Source organism: Rhodococcus maanshanensis NBRC 100610, from assembly GCF_001894865.1.
GTDB classification, from domain to species: Bacteria; Actinomycetota; Actinomycetes; order Mycobacteriales; family Mycobacteriaceae; genus Rhodococcus_G; species Rhodococcus_G maanshanensis.
In genome coordinates, this window is record NZ_BCXA01000038.1 from 27,087 (window position 1) to 43,867 (window position 16,781).

Below are 16,781 nucleotides of genomic sequence, written 5' to 3' on the forward strand. Positions count from 1 at the left end.
GGTTGGAGGAGGGGTGATGGAATCGGAACGGGAAATGGTCATCGAGGCGGCGGCGTTGTCGAAGCGGTTCGGGGAGTTCGTGGCGCTGTCGGGTCTGGACCTGTCGGTCGCGCGGGGTGAGGTACACGGGTTCCTCGGTCCCAATGGCGCCGGGAAGTCGACCACCATTCGGATCCTGCTGGGGCTGGTGCGCTCAAGCGGTGGCACTGCGCGCCTGTTCGGGCGCGACCCGTGGACCGATGCGGTCGCGCTGCACGATCGGCTCGCCTATGTCCCAGGTGACGTGTCGCTGTGGCCGGCGCTTACCGGCGGTGAGTGCCTGGACGTGCTGGCTTCGGTACACGGGGGCTTTGACCCGCGACGTCGGGTGGAGTTGATCGAGCGTTTCGAGCTCGACCCAGGGAAGCGGAGCCGGGACTATTCGAAGGGGAACCGTCAGAAGGTCGCGTTGGTGGCGGCCCTTGCCACCCGCAGCGAACTGCTGATCCTCGATGAGCCGACCTCCGGGTTGGATCCCTTGATGGAGCAGGTGTTCCAGGACGTGGTGCGGGAACGGGCACACGATGGCGCCACCGTGCTGTTGTCGAGTCACATCCTGGCGGAGGTGGAGGCGCTGGCCGACCGGGTGAGCATCATCCGCCGTGGGCGAACGGTCTCTTGCGGCACCCTCGAGGACATGCGCCGTCGCGCCGCCACCCGTGTGCGTGCGGTGACCGATGCGGCACCGGCGGGGCTCTCCGATGCCGCGGGGGTGACGGCGGTACACGTCGAGCGGGCAGGCGAGCGGTTCGCGGTGTCGTTCCATGTCGATGCGGACGATGTCCGGGAGGCGATGGGCGTATTGACCACTGTCGGCCTGCGCTCGATCACGGCGACCCCGCCCAGCCTCGACGAGATGTTCCTGCGCAGCTACGACGAATCCGCCGAGCCTGCGGTGGTGCGTGGATGAACGGCTACCGCAGGCTGCTTGCGATCCACTGGCGCAGCAATCGCCGCGTGATCCTCGCCTGGGCCCTCGGGCTCGCGGCCGCCTTCGCCGCCACCGCGTGGTCGATCGACAGCCTTTACAGCACACCGGAAGAGCTGGCGGCCTACGCTGCGGCGACTGAGGCAGGTAGTGCCATGGAGATGATCAATGGCACACCGTACGGGGTGACCAACATCGGCGGCGTGATCGCATACGAGTTCGGTTTCGTCAGTGCAATTGCATTCCCGCTGATGGGGATTCACCTCGTGGTTTCCATGACTCGCGCAGAGGAGCAGTCGGGACGCATGGAGCTGCTGCGTGCCGCGAGGATCGGGCGGCTGGCGACGAGCGGTTCGGCAATGACGCTGGTGTCCGGCGGTCTCGCGCTGGTCGCCGCCTCGATGGCAGGGACACTGGCGCTCCTCGGCATCGGGTGGCCGGGCGTCGTGCTGTACCCGGTGTCGTCGGCGTTGCTCGGAGGGTGCTTTGCCGCGCTCGCGCTATTGGGGGCGCAGGTGGTCGCCACCCCGCGCGCGGTCACGGCGATCGGACTCGGCGCGCTGGTATTCGGGTTCCTTGCCCGAGGGGTCGGGGACGTCAGGGACAACCTGGTGGTGTGGCTCTCGCCGATCGGGTGGGCAGAGCAGAGCCGGCCGTTCGCCGACGCGAGGTGGTGGCCGACTCTGGTATCGATCGGCTTCGTGGCGCTAGCCGTGACCGCCGCACTCTGGGCTGCGGACCGACGCGACCTCGGGCAGGGCCTGTTCGCCTCCCGGCCCGGCCGCACCGGGGCCGCACCGAGACTGCTCGGCCCCTATGGGTTCGCCGCCCGCCAGCACAGAGCGGCCACTGTTTCATGGTGCGTCATCAGCGCGCTGGTGGGCGCCTCGTTCGGCTCGCTGGCAGACGCGCTCCGAACGATGATGGCGGACAGTGAGACGTTTCGGGAGGCGTTCGGTGGTGGCGGCACCGACCTGGACGGGTACCTCGCATACGTGGTGACCTTGTTGGCTCTGATCGGTCTCGGCTTCGGGCTGCAGAGTGTCGGCCGGATCGCGGAGGAGGAACGGGACGGCAGACTCGAGATGGTGATGGGGGCCGGGACGGCACGGAACCGATGGCTCGCCGCGCACTGCCTTGCCGTGGCGGGCGGCATGACCGCCGTCGCGCTGTCCGGTGGCCTTGCGCTCGGCATCAGCGACGCGCTCGCCGTCGGCGAGCCAGCCGCGGTGCCTCGCTTCGCCGCGGCGACGCTCGCGTACCTGCCTGCGATGTGCGCTGTGCCCGCGCTCGCGCTGGCGGCCTACTGCATCAGCCCGCGCCTACTCGGAACCGGCTGGCTGGTATTCGTCGTCATCGCCGTCGTCGCGACTCTCGCGGATGCCCTCCAGATGCCGGACTGGATGCGCGATCTCTCACCGCTGACCTGGGTGGGACGGGTCCCCGGGGAGCCGGTGCACATGTGGGCGGTGCTCATCACGTCTGTGCTCGCGCTCGGGTTCGCCGTTCTGGCGGCGACGGGTCTGGGCCACAGGGACATTCCCGGCGGGTCGGTGCATCCGCTGCGGTATGCACTGCGCCGCGCCGGATTCGGAGGAGGCAGGAGAGAGGTGTCGTCGGTGGTGTGAGCTCTGTGACTTCGTTACGCGGCCATGGCGGGCCTGGACTTGGATGCATTTGACCCGCTGACGGGGTAGCGGATGGGTCAGGATGGTCGGTATGCGTGAGATCACCCTTGACCTGGACGAGGTCCGGTTGCGGGCCCTGACCTGGGGGCCCGCGACCGGCCGGCTGGCGCTACTGCTGCACGGCTTCCCGGACACGGCGCACACCTGGCGGTACCTGGGGCCCGCGCTGGCCGACGCGGGTTGGCGGGTGATCGCCCCGTTCACCCGCGGCTACGCCCCCTCGGGGGTGTCGGAGGACGGTAGCGGCCACATCGCCGCCCTGATGGACGACGCTGTCGCCATCCACGCCCGGCTCGGGGGCGTGTCCGACGCGGTGCTGGTCGGACACGACTGGGGGGCGATCACCGCGAACGCGCTTGCCGCCCACCCCGACAACCCCTTCGTCGCCGTGGCGGCGCTCGCCGTCCCGCCGTTCGCTTCCCTGCGGACGCCCGCCGCGCTGCGCGTGCTCCCGCGGCAGCTGCGCAACAGTTGGTACATCCTGTTCAACCAGCTCCCGGTCCTGCCCGAGCGCGCCGCGGAACCGCTGGTCCGTCGGTTGTGGGCCGACTGGTCACCCGGGTACGACGCCAGCGAGGACTTGCCGGCCGTGCTGGAGGCGATCGCCGATCCGGCGCACCGTAAAGCCGTGATCGGCTACTACCGGAACAACATCCGGCCGTTCCCGCGTCCCCCCGCGCGCTACCGGCGCTGGGCCGGAGCCGAGATGCGGCTGCCGGTGGTCCCGATGCTCTACCTCCACGGTGATACCGACGGCTGCCTGGATCCGCGGCTCGCTGCCCTGGTGGGGGCCGGTCTCCCGCCGGGCAGCGAGGCCCACCTGATCGCAGGCGCAGGCCACTTCCTCCAGCTCGAGCAGCCCGCGGCCGTCAACGCCCGCATCCTGGAGTTCCTCGCCCAGCGGTGAGGTCGCCGCGTGATCTACCGGGCGAAGTCGATCTGCCGACGGCCGTTGGACAGCGCGGTGACGACGCACGTGCCGAGCGGTCCGGTGCGGTCGTAGAGGGTGGCGGTCCCGATCGAGATGCCCTCAGAGGTGACGGTGTTGTCGGCGCGGAGGCCCAGTTCATACCCGACCGGGAGTCTCGACAGCGTGAGTGTCATGTCGGTGTTGATGTAGCCGGCGCCGTGGGAACCCCAGTGGCAGACGTGATTTGTGGTGTCGCCGAGGACCGCGGCCCGCTGGAACGGCGAGATCGGTTCGCCGTCGACGAGGGGAGGGAGGCTGTGCCACGAGGTCTTGCGGTCGGCATTCTGGTTCGCCGCGAAGTCGTGCGTCCACTCGCGATCGCCGCTCTTGAACAGCGGTGGCGCACCATAGGGGGACACGCTGCCCTCCGACGGCACCGGCAGGTCGGCCTCCGGGCTCCACATCCGGCCCGCGGGCTCCGGGCCGGTGGTCAGGAACGCCGCCGAGGCACGTGCCCGCACCTGGTCGTCCTGCACGATGGAGGCGTCCGCGACGGTGATCCGGGTGCCCTGGCGGACGACCTCGCTGCGCACCTCGATCGGGGCGTTGAGGACCGGTCTGAACAGGTCAACGGTCATCCGGGCCGGGACGAACCCGGCGGGACAGTGCGTTTCGAGGCTCCTGGCGAGCAGACCGCACACGGCGTGACCACCCACCTGGGTCGGTGTCCAGTGGCTCACCGCCAACTCTTCCGCCACGAGTAGATCTCCACGTCTGGTGAAGAAACTGACCATCGTCACCGAACCCCCTCCGGATACGCGATGAGTCTAGATGCGGCGCCCGGGAACTGGCGCGGGCGGTCGGCTAATCGCCTGTGGGCGAGCGTGTCTGAGCGGAGATGGCGGTCCCCATCCAGCGATGCAGATAACGCCGGAGCTCGTCGTCGCTCCGCGGCGGGTTGCCGGGCGAGATGAAGAACGACTGCATCGTCCGCAGTTGGTATTCGACGAGTTCACGCAGCGCCGGCTCGTCGTATCCGTGCCGGTCCCAGTCGACGTCGAATCGCCTGATCATCGTCATGCCGAAGACGAGGGCTTCGTCGGACGTGATGCCCTCGGTGTGCGAATGCGAACCGGACAACATGATCCCCAGGTGGGGGATGCGGGGCGCCTCGTTCAGCGTGTAGATCACGGCCTCCACGACCGCTTCCCGTGGCTCCTCGATCCCTTGCAGATGGTGCGCCAGGCGGTCGAGGAACCCGCCGACGGAGGCGATGGCCGCGGCGCGCAAGAGGGCATCCGTGTTGGGGAAGTACCGATACACCGTCTGCCGGATGACGCCGAGCGATTCCGCGACGTCGGCGATGCTGACCTCCGCGCCGGTCCGCCCGATCAATTCGACCGCGGCGGACACGATTCGACGAGCCGCCTCGTCATCGTCTGCCGGCGGACTCCCGCCCCATCCACGTCTGCGTGCCACCGAGCGGACGGTACCAGCACCGCATCCGGCCGCGGCGCGAACAGCGGTGGATTCAACCAAAGTGATCATACACAGTTCTGATTATTTGTATGATCACTCGGAATGCGGCCCCACCTGCCCTGACAGGGGTTCGCCGGCGCCAACGGAAACGAGGAATCGCGCATGACAGATCTGAAACCCCGGAAGATGGACTTCGGGTTCGAGGGCGAGGACGTCCCCTTCCTGTGGAACCCGGAGAACCCGGCGTGGTCGAGCATGTCCAACGCGGTCTCGTTCCTCGCTATCGGCTTCGAGAAGATGATCGTCAAGCTGATCCTGCAGGCGAAGCCGCTGATCACCGATCCCGAGGTCGCTGCGGAGGCGGTCGCGTTCATGCGTCAGGAGGGCCACCACTCCACCGCGCACCGCCAGCACGTGAACGCGCTGATCCGGCGGTACCCCGGCCTGCAGAACACCCTCGACGCCGTGACCGGAGAGTTCGATCTCCTCACCGAGCGGACCTCGATCAATTACCGGCTCGCGTACACCGCCGACCTGGAGGCGACGTTCACTCCGGTGTTCAAGCTGATGCTCGACAACGAGGCCACCCTGTTCCGGCCCGGCGACGACCGGGTCGCGTCCCTGTTCCTCTGGCACTTCGTCGAGGAGGTCGAGCACCGCAGTTCGGCGCTGATCATCTACAACTCCGTCGTCGGCAACGAGCTCTACCGGATGCGGATGGCCGCGTCGATCTTCGCGCACGTGATGAAGTCGATCCGGATCGCGTGTGCCGGCTTCAACCAGCACGTTCCGCTGTCCGAGCGGAAGGTCGACTCGATGTCGATGTTCGCCAGGCACCGGGCCAAGCAGAAGGTGCTCACCGCCTTCGCGCCGTACCTGACCAAGGGGCCGATGCCGCGCGCCTTCGATGGCCTGCCGATCGGTGAGCAGCTCACCGCCCTGTCCGGCGCCATCCGCAGCCAGATGCCCGGCCACAAGCCCGAACACGAGAAACTGCCCGTACTCGCCGACGAGTGGTTCACCCGCTACGACGCCGGCTACGACTGCACGCGCTGGTACACCGGGGACTCGCAGAAGCCCGAGGCCGAGCCGGTCTCCGCGGGGGCGAACTGATGTCGGACCACTGCTCGCCCACCTTCTCGGATCTCGCTACCCGCCTTGGCTTCTCGTGTGAGGAGGCCGGTGGGCTCGTTGAGGTCCGTAACCCGTTCGCGCTGGAGAACTGGACCCTGCCGGTCCTCGAGTTCACCATCGTCCTCGGGGCGGTGCTAGCGCTCGTCTACGCGATCCTGCGGCTGCGCAGGCACGGTGATCCCACCAACCTGGTGCTGTGGTTCGGTGCCACCGCGTTCCTGTTCGTGATCGAGCCGCCGATCTACTTCCCGGCCACCTTCGGTACCGAGGAGTACCTGGGAACGATGTTCGCGCACAACGTGTTCACCGTGGACTTCCTGTGGGGTCGGCTGCCGCTGTACATCGTCGCCATCTATCCGCTGATGGCAACGCTGGCGTTCGAGATCGTCCGGATGCTCGGCGTGTTCCGGCGGTACGGCGTGCTCCTCGGCGCAGTGTGCGTCGGCTTCGTCCACCATGCGTTCTACGAGATCTTCGACCAGCTCGGGCCGCAGCTGCGCTGGTGGGAGTGGATGCTGGACAACAAGGTCAACCTGCCGTTCTTCGACTCGGTTCCGCTGCCGAGCGTTGTGGTGTTCGCGGCGCTGTGGCCGATGTCGTTGGCGCTGTGCGTCCAGTTCTTCGTCGGCAGGCACGTCGATGCGGGCCGGCGCTTCTCCGGCCTGCAGCTGGTGTGGCGCACCGTGGTGATCGGTCTCGCAGCCTCGGTCGGGGTGTTCGTGCTCCCGCTCCCGGCGACCGTCTTCGGCATGGGGAGCGACACGGTCCGTGGGTTCCTCTACGCCGCGGAGTTGGCCGTGCTCTCGGTCGTCGCCGTCGTGGTCCTGGTCCGGCAGTGGAGTCAGCTCCGCCGGCACCCGTCGGAGGATCCCGGCTACACCGACCGCTTCGTCCAGGTCTACGCACTCGTGTACCTCGGGGTGATGGCGGTGCTGTGGGCGACCGCGTTGCCCGACTTCTTCGGCGCCGTCGACGGTGTGACCGGCAACGGGGATCCGATCGGCAATCTCTGGTACACGATCGCCTGCTTCGCGGTCGCGATCGCGTGCGTGGCCGCCACCTTCACCGTGCCGCGCGGCCGGCCGACGGACGGCGGCGAATCCGTGCCCGGTGAGAGCGCGGTGCCGCAGTCGGCCTAGGCCGGTTCGATGCGCTGAACGGTTCGGGGCCCGTCGCCACTGAGGGCCCCGAACCGCAAGCTCGAATCGTCGAACTCGGGCAAGCCAACCGTGCCGTCAGACGGCCGCCTCGATGCGCAGGGTGAGGAACGGGTGTGCCCGTCACCAGGGCACTGTTCCTGCGTCGTCGAAGAATCCGCCGGTCGGTCCGTCGTCGGGCAGGGTCGCGAGGTTGATCGCGATCGCCGCTCCCTGTTGTGGGGTGCGGACGCCTTGGAAGCCGGTGAGGTCGGTGGCGGTGAAACCGGGGCAGCCGGAGTTGATCAGGATGTTGGTGTCGCTCAGTTCCTTCACGTATTGGATGGTGACGGCGTTGAGGAAGGTCTTCGACGCCAAGTACGCAATGGGAATCGGGCCCATGTCGATGTCGGGCGTGGTTTGCAGGGCGACCGAGCCCACGCTGCTGGACATGTTGACGATTCGCGGTGATGCCGAGCCGCGCAGCATGGGGAGCATCGCGTTGGTGACCCGGATGACGCCGATCACGTTGGTTTCCACGACAGCTCGCACGGTCGCGAGATCGACCGTGGTGGGTGTCTGTGGCATACCGCCGGTGATCGCGGCGTTGTTGACCAGGACGTCGAGCCCACCGGCATAGTCGGCGATCAGCTCGGCCGCGGCGGCGACACTCGCGTCGTCGTCCACGTCGAGCGGCACGCCGAACGCATCGGTCCCGGCCGCGCGCAGCTTCTCCACCGCGGTGTCGCGGCGTTGTTGATCCCTCGCGCCCACACCGATTCGCCAGCCGAGGGCGCCCAGGCCCGCCGCGATCTCGTATCCGATTCCTTTGTTCGCGCCGGTCACCAGCGCGATCGTCGGTTCACTCATACCGTCGATCATGTTGCGGACTCGGGTGGGGTGTCCAAGACCGGTCGGGTTGGCGGCGATACCGCACGGGTATTGGTCGTGGTAACGCGCCGGATACGATGACATGGTGGAGACGCGGGAGTTGCGATACTTCGTCGCCGTCGCCGAGGAGTTGCACTTCGGGCGGGCGGCACAACGGCTCTCGATGGCCCAACCACCGCTGTCGCGGGCGATCCAGCAGCTGGAACGGCGGCTCGGAGTCGTTCTGCTGCAACGCAGTTCGCGCGCGATCACGTTGACCGCGGCCGGGTCGGTGCTGCTGCGGGAGGCCCGGCTCGCCCTCGAAGCGGTCGAAGCCGCCGAGCGCCGCACTCGCCGCGCCGCTGCCGACCGACCCGGTGTGGTGTTGGCCGCCAAGGCAGGAGCGTCCAGCGAACTGTTGTCGAAGCTGCTGGACGCCTATGCCGCCGAACCCTGCGCCGTCGCGGTCGAGGTGGTGCTGGGCGGGCCCGGCGAACCGGAACGCCTGCTACGCAACGGGAGTGCCGACGTTGCCCTGCTCCACCGGCCCTACGACACGACGGCCGGATTCGACACCGAGGACCTGCACACCGAACAGCAGGTCGTGGTCCTGCCCGCGGGGCACCCCCTCGCCAACCGGCACCACATGTCGATGGCCGAGGTCAACGCCCTGACCGGCCTGCCCCTGCCGCGCTGGCCGCGACCGGATGGTAGTTATCCGGACGGTCCCGGCCCGCAGGTTCGCGACCATACCCAGTTGACCCAGCTGATCACGCTCGGACGGGCCTGCGCGGTCATGCCCGAGTCGCTCCGAGCCCAACTACGCGACGATCACGCCATCGTGCCGGTGCCGGACGCACCGGCCGTCACGACCGTCATCGCCTGGCCACCACACAGCAGATCCAAATCCATCGCCGACCTCGTCCGTACCGCGATACGCCTCTAGCCGATGACATCCGGGAATTCCGCCTATCGCGCGATGTGATGGGTCAAAACGAACGTTTTCGACCCATCAAATATCCGCCCGATTTTCGGCGGATACTACGGCGACCCCGAGGGGGCAGTCGGCGGAGGAGGGTCCGAGCAGGAGGTCGTACGCACCGGGCCGGTAGGACCAGCACCTGCTCTCCTCGTCCCAGAGCTCGAAGGCTCGACGCGGCAGGGTGATTGCGGCCGTCGCTGTTTCGCCCGGATTCGCTTCCACGCTCGCGAATCCGGCCAGCGCGCGAGCGGGCCGATCTCCCGGGTCGCCCTTGGCGGCCAGGTACGCCTGCACGACCTCGCGTCCGCGCCGGGATCCGGTGTTGCGGACGCGGACCGTGACGGTCTCTCCGTCCCACTCGACGCCCTCGTACTCCCAGGTGGTGTATCCGAGGCCGTGCCCGAACGGGTATGCGGGCGCGACATCTGAGCGGTCCCAGGCGCGGTAGCCGATGAACAGGTCCTCGGTGTAGGCGAGCTTGCCGTCGACGGGGGTGACGTCGGTGACCGGGCAGTCCGCGAGTGTGGCGGGCCAGGTGGTCGGCAGCCGGCCGCCGGGCTCGGTCGACCCGACCAGGACGTCGGCCAGTGCCGCGCCCGCCTCCTGTCCGGGGAACCAGCTCAACAACACCGCCGCGACCTCGTCGCGCCACGGCATCTCCACCGGCGAGCCCGCGTTGACGACGACGACGGTTCGCGGGTTCGCCGCGGCCACGCGGGTCACCAACTCGTCCTGGCGCCCGGGCAGGTTCAGGGTGGTGCGGTCGAACCCCTCGGATTCCACCTGCTCCGTGGTCGCGACGACGACGACGGCCACGTCCGCCTGCCGCGCGGCCTCCACGGCCTCGGCCATCAGCTCCTCCGGGTCCCGCTGCGGATCGCGGTGTCCGAGGCTGAAGCTGACGATGTCGATCGGCGAGCCCTCCATCTTCACCGGCGTGTGCCTCAGGGCCACCTCGACGGGCTCCCCGGCGACCAGCTCGACGGCGCCGCGGTCCTTCGGGGCGCCGAAGAACAGCTCGAAGGGGTCGAAGCTCTCGAGCGCCTGGTCGCCGTCGAACAGGGTCTCGCCGCCGACCGTCAGGGTGAACTGCCCGAGACCCTTGGTGCCGAAGCTGTGCGAACCGCTCTCTTGCGGCGTGAACGTACCGAGCACCTCGATCGTGTGCAGCGTCGCGTATTCGATGCCCTCCGGGAGGGTGCCCATCCAGGTGATCGCGCCGCCCGGCAGGTCGAGCTCGCGGAGCAGGGTTCCCTCGGCGTCGTAGCACCGGGCACGCAGCTCGAATCCCCTTTCGGCAGTACCCATCTGGTCGCTCACCATCGCGCCGATGCTGTAGCTGAGCGAGCCGTCGGGCAGCGCGGCCGTCAGCCCGTCGAGCGGGGAGACCACGGCCTCGGGGAAGACCATGGCGGAGCCGCCGCCGAGGACGCGGGCGTCGCGGGCGGCCAGTCCGATCAGCGCGACGGTGGTGTCGGCCGGATCGATCGGCAGGACCGGTGCATCGCCGCGGGTCGCGTTGCGCACGAGGACAAAGGAACGGCTCGCGATCTCGTGGGTGAGCGCACGGCCGTCCACGGTCTCGGGGAAGTCGGTCACGGCCGGGCGGGCGCCCTCGAGCAGGCCCGCCCTCGCTGCGAGCAGCAGGACTCGGCGCACCGCGTCGTCGACCACCGACTCGTCGACCTCGCCGCCCCGGACCGCCTCGGCCAGGAGCTCGCCGTAGACGGAGCGCGGGCCTGGCATCGCGATGTCGAGGCCGCCCAGGATCGCGCCAACGGTCGAGTGCGTTCCCATCCAGTCGGAGACCACGCAACCGTCGAAGCCCCACTCGCCGCGGAGCACGCCGTTCAGCAGCTCGCTGTGCTCGCTCATCGTGGTGCCGTTGACGCTGTTGTATGCGGACATGATCGCCCACGGCCGCGCACTCTTGACGATCGTCTCGAAGGGAGCGAGGTAGAGCTCGCGCAGCGCGCGCTGGGAGACGATGTTGTCGACGGACATGCGGTCGGTCTCGGCATCGTTGGCGACGAAGTGCTTGACGGTGGTGCCGACGCCGCCGGACTGCACCCCGCGGACGTAGCCGGAACCGATTGCGCCCGTGAGGAACGGGTCCTCGGAGTAGGCCTCGAAATGCCGGCCGCCGACAGGCGTGCGGTGCATGTTCACGGTCGGGGCGAGCAAGAGGTGCACGCCCTTGCGGCGTGCCTCCTGCGCGAGCAGCACCCCCGCCCGGGCGATCAGTTCCGGATCCCAGGTCGCGGCCATGGCAGTGGGCGACGGCAGCAGGATGGACGGGTCGTCGGGTCCCCAGAAGACTCCGCGCACGCCGACCGGCCCGTCGGACATCACCAGGGAGCCGAGCCCGATCTCGGGGAGGGCGGGCAGCGTCCACATGTCCTGTCCCTGCAGCAGTCGCGCCTTCGCATCCAGATCGAGCTTGGCGAGCGCCGCTTCCACGGCCTCGCGCGTTGCGTCGTCTTCCATCGTGAACTCCTTCGTCATCGAGCAGGCGTCGTCGGCTCACTGGTCCGCCGGAAGGTGATCCTGACAGCCTACCTTGCGATCGCTAGGTGTTGTTATCTAAGCGTTATATATGGCCTAGTCTCGATCGGCTCGGTTCTCGACGTGGTCGCCCGCGCCGAGCAGGGCGACGAAGTTGCGGAATGCGGCGGGCATGTCCACCTCGTCCGGGGCCAGCAGCCACTGGATCTGCATGCCGTCGAGCATGGCGATGAGCAGCGGCGCCGCCTGCTCGGGCGTGAGTCCGCCCGGCAGTCGGTCGCCGAACTCCTTGCGCAGCAATTCCGCGAACACGACGCGGGCGGCGGCGTAGCGCTCGGTGAAGTACTCGCGCGCCGGGTGCTGGCCGGTGGTGCTCTCCGCGGCAAGTGCGGTGAAAGTCTGGACGATGCCGGGGCGTTCGGCGTTGAACTCCACGATCTGTTCCAGGTGGGAAAGTCGCACATCCGTCGACCTCGTGAGGAGCGCCGCGGTATCCCATTGGTCGCGGGCCTCGAGCACGCCGATCAGCAGGTGCTTCTTGCTGGGGAAGTAGTGCAGAACGCCCGGCTGCGTCAGTCCGACGCGCTCGGCCACCGCGGCGAGGGTGGTGGCGCGGTAGCCGCGCTCCGCGATCTCGGCCATCGCGGCTTCGACGATGGCCTCGCGCCTGGCTTCCGCCCTGGCTGCCCGCCCGCCCTGCTGTCGCTCCGTCACGAGGTGAGCCTAACGACGGGAGCGTGCTCTGGGCGCGCAGGGCGTGCGCGCCTATTAATGTAACGAGTTACTATGTAATGGTGAATTCTGAGATCCCGGCCCGCGCAGGGCGTCCCCGTGACCTGAGCAAGGACCAGGCGGTGCTCGTCGCCACGCGACGACTGCTGGCGGAGGTCGGTTACCAGCAGACGACGGTCGCCGCGATCGCCAGGAGGGCGGAGGTGAACACGCCTGCCATCTATCGGCGGTGGCCCACTCGCGAGGCGTTGATCGAGGAAGCAGTGCACGGGACCGGGGGTCACCCGCTGCCCGAGGAGTCGGGTGACCTGCGCACGGATCTCGCGACCTGGGTGCGGGTCTTCCTGGTTCGTGCCGCACGTCCCGCCGCGCGCGCCGGTGTGCCGGGCTTGCTCGCCGATTCGCAGTCCGCGGAGGCGCGCCAGCGCCTGCTCGCCATCGGGATGCCGGTGCGCAAGGCCTTCCAGGATCTTCTGGACGGCGCTGTCGCCAGGGGAGAGATCGCCGGCGGGGTGAATGCGACGTTCCTGTTCGACCTGCTCTCGGGCGCCACGACCATGCGTGGGCTCACCAGGGGAGTGGAGGACGAGGAGGAATTCGTCGACGCGCTCGCCGGCTCCCTGTATGTCCTCGCCGCGCACGCGACCGAGGCGACGGACATCAAGTCGGTGCGCCGATGAAGGTCGACGTGCAGCTGGACGGACGACCCGAGGACGCGGCCTCGCGGGCGCGTGAGCTCGTCGCGCTCGGTGCCGACGGGCTGTTCACCTTCGAGGGTGCCCACGACGTGTTCGTCCCTCTCGTCGCCGCGTCGGGTGCGGTCGAGGCGGACCTGATGACGAACGTGGCCATCGCGCTGCCCCGAAGCCCAATGCATCTGGCCCACACCGCCAACGACCTGCAGACCCTGAGCCGGGGGCGGTTTCGTCTCGGCCTCGGTTCACAGATCCGTCCGCACATCGAGCGCCGCTACGGCGCCCAGTGGTCGAAGCCTGCCGCTCGCATGCGCGAGACGGTGCTCGCGATCAAGGCGATCTTCGCGGCGTGGGAAGGCCGGGCGCCGCTCAGGTTCCAGGGCGAGTTCACCACGCACACCCTCATGCCTCCCACCTTCGATCCCGGCCCCAACCCGTACGGGCCCCCCGAGATCTGCCTCGGGGCGCTGGGCCCGTTGATGACCCGGGCGGCCGCGGAGGTCGCAGACGGACTGCTCGTCATGCCGTTCAACAGCGCCAGGCACTTCCGGGAACGGACCCTGCCCGCGATCGAGGAGGGCCTCGAGATCGGCGGGCGGTCACGGTCGGACCTCGCGATCTACCCCCAGGTCATCGTGGGAACCGGCCGCACCCCCGAGGAGCTGGACGCGGCGGCGCGCGGTGTGCGGCGCCTGCTCGCCTTCTACGGCTCCACCCCGGCGTATCGGCCGGTGCTGGAGGTGGAGGGGTGGGCGGACGTGCAGCCGGAACTCAACGTGCTCTCCAAGCGCGGTGACGTCGCCGCGATGACGGAGTTGATCGACGCCACCATGATGACCACGCTCGCGGTACACGGGACTCCTGAGCAGTGCGCGGCGGAGATCGTCGCCCGGTTCGGCGACCACGCGGATCGGGTGTGCTGCTACTTCCCCGGCTATCCCGTCTTGAACGACCATGTCGCCGAGTTGATCTCGGCGCTGAAGGCGCCGCGATGACGGTCGGGGTGTCCGTCTCGGTCGAGCAGGGGGTCGCGGTGGTGACCCTCGACCGGCCCGAGCGGCGCAATGCGTTCACCGGTGCGATGGGCCGGGCGCTGAGCGAGGCCTATCGGACTCTCGACCAGGACGATGCGATCCGGGCCATCGTGCTCACCGGCGCGCCCCCCGCGTTCTGTGCTGGCGCCGATCTCGGCGGTGGTGGCGCCACCTTCGACGCTCCCGACGCCGAGTTCACCGCCTCGCCGGTCGATCCGCCTGCCTTCGGTCTGCGTATACCGGTGATCGCCGCGGTGAACGGGCACGCCATCGGAATCGGGTTCACCCTCGCGATGCAGGCCGACATCCGGATCGTCGCCGAGGACGCCGAGTACGCGATCCCGCAGGTTCGCCGCGGGGTGCTCCCCGACGCGATGTCCCACTGGACCGTTCCGCATTTCGCGGGCATGGCGGCCGCGGCGGATGTGCTGTTGACGGGCCGCACCTTCGACGGCGCCGAGGCGGTCCGGCTGGGGCTGGCGAGTCGCTGCCTGCCATCCGGCGAGGTGCTGCCTGCCGCGCTGGAGGTCGCCCGTGACATCGCGGTGAACACCGCGCCGATGTCGGTCGCGTTGTCCAAACGACTGCTGTGGCAGACCGCGCGACATGGGTACGGCCCGGATCGAGTGGCGACCCTCGAGACGGACCTGCACCTGCGGGTGATGGGCACACCCGATGCGGCCGAGGGAGTTCGCGCGTATCTGGACAGGCGCGAACCCCGGTGGACGTCGCGGCTGTCCACGGACTGGCAGGAGGATTCGCCGGAATGACACAACAACCCATCCCTCCGTCGCAGGGCGCCGTCGACCGCGCGCGCACCGCGGACGAGGTCCTCGACGGCGTCGAGCTGAGCGGGCGCACGGTGCTCGTCACCGGGGTGACGAGCGGTCTGGGCGCCGAGACCGCTCGAGCACTGGCAGGAGCGGGCGCTCACGTCGTCCTCAGCGCCCGCGACACCGCCGCGGCAGGCGCGGTGGCGACGCGGATCCGTGAGGCGCATCCCTCGTCGGAACCGGAGGTTCTCGGTGTGGACCTCGCGGACCTGGAAAGCGTTCGCGCCCTGGTCGATCGGATATCCGAGCGGCGGCTGCCGGTGGACGTCCTGATCAACAATGCCGGGGTGATGTACCCGCCGTTCGAACGCACCCGCGACGGGTTCGAGCTCCAGTTCGGTACCAACCATCTCGGCCACTTCGCGCTCACGTCTCTTCTGCTGCCGTCGTTGACGGCCGCCGCCGATCGATCGGGTGTCCCGGCACGGGTGATCACGGTGTCCTCGGACGCGCACCGGGCGCACCCCGTCGATCTCGTCGATCCGAACTTCGAGCGCCGTACCTACGACAAGTTCGTCGCCTACGCCCAGTCCAAGGCCGCGAACGTGCTGACGACCGTCGAGCTCGAGCGACGGTTCGGCGGACAGGGTGTGCACGCCTACGCGGTTCACCCGGGAGTGTGCGCCACCGGCCTCGCGCGCCACATGTCACGGGACGACATGGCGGAGATGAAGCGCATGTCGGCTGGCTCACCGAACGCGCTGACAAACCTCAAGTCCGTCCCGGCCGCCGCGGCGACGTCGGTGTGGGGAGCGAGCGCACCCGAGCTCGACTCGGCCGGCGGCGCCTATCTCGCGGACTGTGGGATCGGCGCGGCCAGCGGCCACGCCACCGACCCCGCCACCGCAGCGGCGCTGTGGGAGTTGTCGGCCCAGCTGACCGCCCCGTGACAGACCGGGTGCGACCGGGTGGCGGTCGCAGCTCCCGGCGGTCCGGTCGGAGGCTCCCTGCTCCACGTCCCCAAGCCAACGAGGCGACGGTGGCATGTTCCAATGGTCGTGGAGGTTCGGTTGGGGGAAACGGACCGAGGCGGGGGCGCAGTGTGCCGACTCGGCCGACTGCGCCACGGGGGGGAGGAGTTGCAGTGCGGATGGTTCTTCGGGGGCGGGCCCGGCGATCGCGTGTCGTCATCGCGGCCGGATCGGCGTTGTTCATCGGGTTCGCCGGGAGTGTCACCGCCATCGCGGCACCGACCCCGGAGCCGGGCGTCCCTCCCGGGTATGCCGAACAGGAGATCCGCTGGCATCCGTGTCCCTCGGACATCCTCGATCATGCGCTGGCCGGCGACGGTTACGTGGCGGCCCGGTCGGCGGTACTACCCGGACTCGACTGCGCCCGGATCCGAACCCCTCTCGACTGGGCGCGTCCCGCGGATGGGCGCGAGGCGACCTTCTGGATCTCGAGGCTTCCCGGCACGGGCGCCGCGTCCACGCCGCTGCTGACCAGTTCCGGCGGTTCGGGCGCCGGTAGCCTCCTTGATCCTCACAGCTTCTCCGGTGGAATGCCGAGACTCCGAGATTCGTTCGACCTCATCGGTTTCGACGCGCGGGGAACATCGACATCGTCGACGGCGCAGGTCTGTGATCCGGCCGTCTCCGGGGATCCCGCGCTTCTGGGAACCGGTCAACGGGAGGGCTATTACGTCCTCGACTTCTCGGCACGGTCCGTTGCCCGTCAACTCGACGATGCACGGCGGTGGACCGAGCGATGCCTCGCCGGGGCGGCGAGGACCCCGGATGGCACGTCGACGGCGCCGTACGTCACCTATTGGCAGACGGTCCGCGACCTGGACCTGGTGCGGTAGCTCCTGCACGCG

The 16,781-nt window shown here is 69.0% G+C and carries 16 protein-coding genes; 11 read left to right on the forward strand and 5 right to left on the reverse strand.

What is annotated here, in order from left to right:
• Positions 1-16: 16 nt before the first annotated feature.
• From RM1_RS18515 to RM1_RS18525, 3 genes are all read left to right on the forward strand, one after another.
• Positions 17-949 (forward strand): ABC transporter ATP-binding protein, encoded by a 933-nt coding sequence (locus RM1_RS18515; protein ID WP_083576823.1) that lies wholly within the window; start codon positions 17-19, stop codon positions 947-949.
• On the forward strand, positions 946-2,595 hold the full coding sequence (locus RM1_RS18520) for an ABC transporter permease (RefSeq protein ID WP_072753191.1): 1,650 nt from the start codon (positions 946-948) through the stop codon (positions 2,593-2,595). The genes RM1_RS18515 and RM1_RS18520 overlap by 4 nt, the downstream gene beginning before the upstream one ends.
• A gap of 91 nt (positions 2,596-2,686) precedes the next feature.
• Positions 2,687-3,562, forward strand: a complete 876-nt coding sequence (locus RM1_RS18525) for an alpha/beta fold hydrolase (protein ID WP_083576829.1) — start codon at positions 2,687-2,689, stop codon at positions 3,560-3,562.
• 14 nt (positions 3,563-3,576) lie between these two features.
• Here the strand turns inward: RM1_RS18525 and RM1_RS18530 are convergent, their stop codons facing one another.
• Together RM1_RS18530 and RM1_RS18535 are read right to left on the reverse strand one after the other, a co-directional pair.
• Entirely contained in the window at positions 3,577-4,359 is a 783-nt protein-coding gene (locus RM1_RS18530; RefSeq protein ID WP_072753193.1) for a thioesterase family protein, read from the reverse strand.
• A 70-nt stretch (positions 4,360-4,429) separates the two neighbouring features.
• Positions 4,430-5,044, reverse strand: coding sequence for a TetR/AcrR family transcriptional regulator (locus tag RM1_RS18535; protein ID WP_072753194.1), 615 nt, complete (start codon positions 5,042-5,044; stop codon positions 4,430-4,432).
• Between the two features lie 162 nt (positions 5,045-5,206).
• Here RM1_RS18535 and RM1_RS18540 point away from each other — a divergent pair, with 162 nt between their 5' ends.
• Together RM1_RS18540 and RM1_RS18545 are read left to right on the forward strand one after the other, a co-directional pair.
• A complete protein-coding gene (locus tag RM1_RS18540) occupies positions 5,207-6,157 on the forward strand; it encodes a metal-dependent hydrolase (protein ID WP_027502392.1) in 951 nt (316 codons plus the stop codon).
• Positions 6,157-7,317: a hypothetical protein gene (locus RM1_RS18545; protein WP_072753195.1), complete on the forward strand. Its 1,161-nt coding sequence runs from the start codon at positions 6,157-6,159 to the stop codon at positions 7,315-7,317. The genes RM1_RS18540 and RM1_RS18545 overlap by 1 nt, the downstream gene beginning before the upstream one ends.
• 141 nt (positions 7,318-7,458) lie before the next feature.
• Here RM1_RS18545 and RM1_RS18550 read toward each other — a convergent pair whose 3' ends face one another.
• On the reverse strand, positions 7,459-8,184 hold the full coding sequence (locus RM1_RS18550) for an SDR family NAD(P)-dependent oxidoreductase (protein WP_072753229.1): 726 nt from the start codon (positions 8,182-8,184) through the stop codon (positions 7,459-7,461).
• A 103-nt stretch (positions 8,185-8,287) separates the two neighbouring features.
• Here RM1_RS18550 and RM1_RS18555 point away from each other — a divergent pair, with 103 nt between their 5' ends.
• A complete protein-coding gene (locus tag RM1_RS18555; RefSeq protein ID WP_218019721.1) occupies positions 8,288-9,130 on the forward strand; it encodes a LysR family transcriptional regulator in 843 nt (280 codons plus the stop codon).
• Positions 9,131-9,196: 66 nt separating this feature from the next.
• On the opposite strand, the gene RM1_RS18560 is transcribed toward RM1_RS18555, so the two are convergent.
• Positions 9,197-11,653, reverse strand: coding sequence for a beta-glucosidase (locus RM1_RS18560; protein ID WP_218019722.1), 2,457 nt, complete (start codon positions 11,651-11,653; stop codon positions 9,197-9,199).
• 114 nt (positions 11,654-11,767) lie between these two features.
• Entirely contained in the window at positions 11,768-12,385 is a 618-nt protein-coding gene (locus RM1_RS18565) for a TetR/AcrR family transcriptional regulator (protein ID WP_072753197.1), read from the reverse strand.
• Positions 12,386-12,465: 80 nt separating this feature from the next.
• Between RM1_RS18565 and RM1_RS18570 the strand changes: the two genes are divergently transcribed.
• From RM1_RS18570 to RM1_RS18590, 5 genes are all read left to right on the forward strand, one after another.
• Positions 12,466-13,083, forward strand: coding sequence for a TetR/AcrR family transcriptional regulator (locus tag RM1_RS18570; RefSeq protein WP_245816458.1), 618 nt, complete (start codon positions 12,466-12,468; stop codon positions 13,081-13,083).
• Entirely contained in the window at positions 13,080-14,093 is a 1,014-nt protein-coding gene (locus RM1_RS18575) for a TIGR03617 family F420-dependent LLM class oxidoreductase (RefSeq protein ID WP_072753199.1), read from the forward strand. The genes RM1_RS18570 and RM1_RS18575 overlap by 4 nt, the downstream gene beginning before the upstream one ends.
• Positions 14,090-14,902, forward strand: coding sequence for an enoyl-CoA hydratase/isomerase family protein (locus RM1_RS18580; RefSeq protein ID WP_072753200.1), 813 nt, complete (start codon positions 14,090-14,092; stop codon positions 14,900-14,902). The genes RM1_RS18575 and RM1_RS18580 overlap by 4 nt, the downstream gene beginning before the upstream one ends.
• Entirely contained in the window at positions 14,899-15,855 is a 957-nt protein-coding gene (locus RM1_RS18585) for an SDR family NAD(P)-dependent oxidoreductase (RefSeq protein ID WP_072753201.1), read from the forward strand. Before RM1_RS18580 ends, RM1_RS18585 begins: the two co-directional genes overlap by 4 nt.
• A 200-nt stretch (positions 15,856-16,055) precedes the next feature.
• Complete coding sequence (locus RM1_RS18590; RefSeq protein ID WP_072753202.1) at positions 16,056-16,769, forward strand: hypothetical protein; 714 nt, start codon at positions 16,056-16,058, stop codon at positions 16,767-16,769.
• The last annotated feature ends 12 nt before the right edge of the window (positions 16,770-16,781 follow it).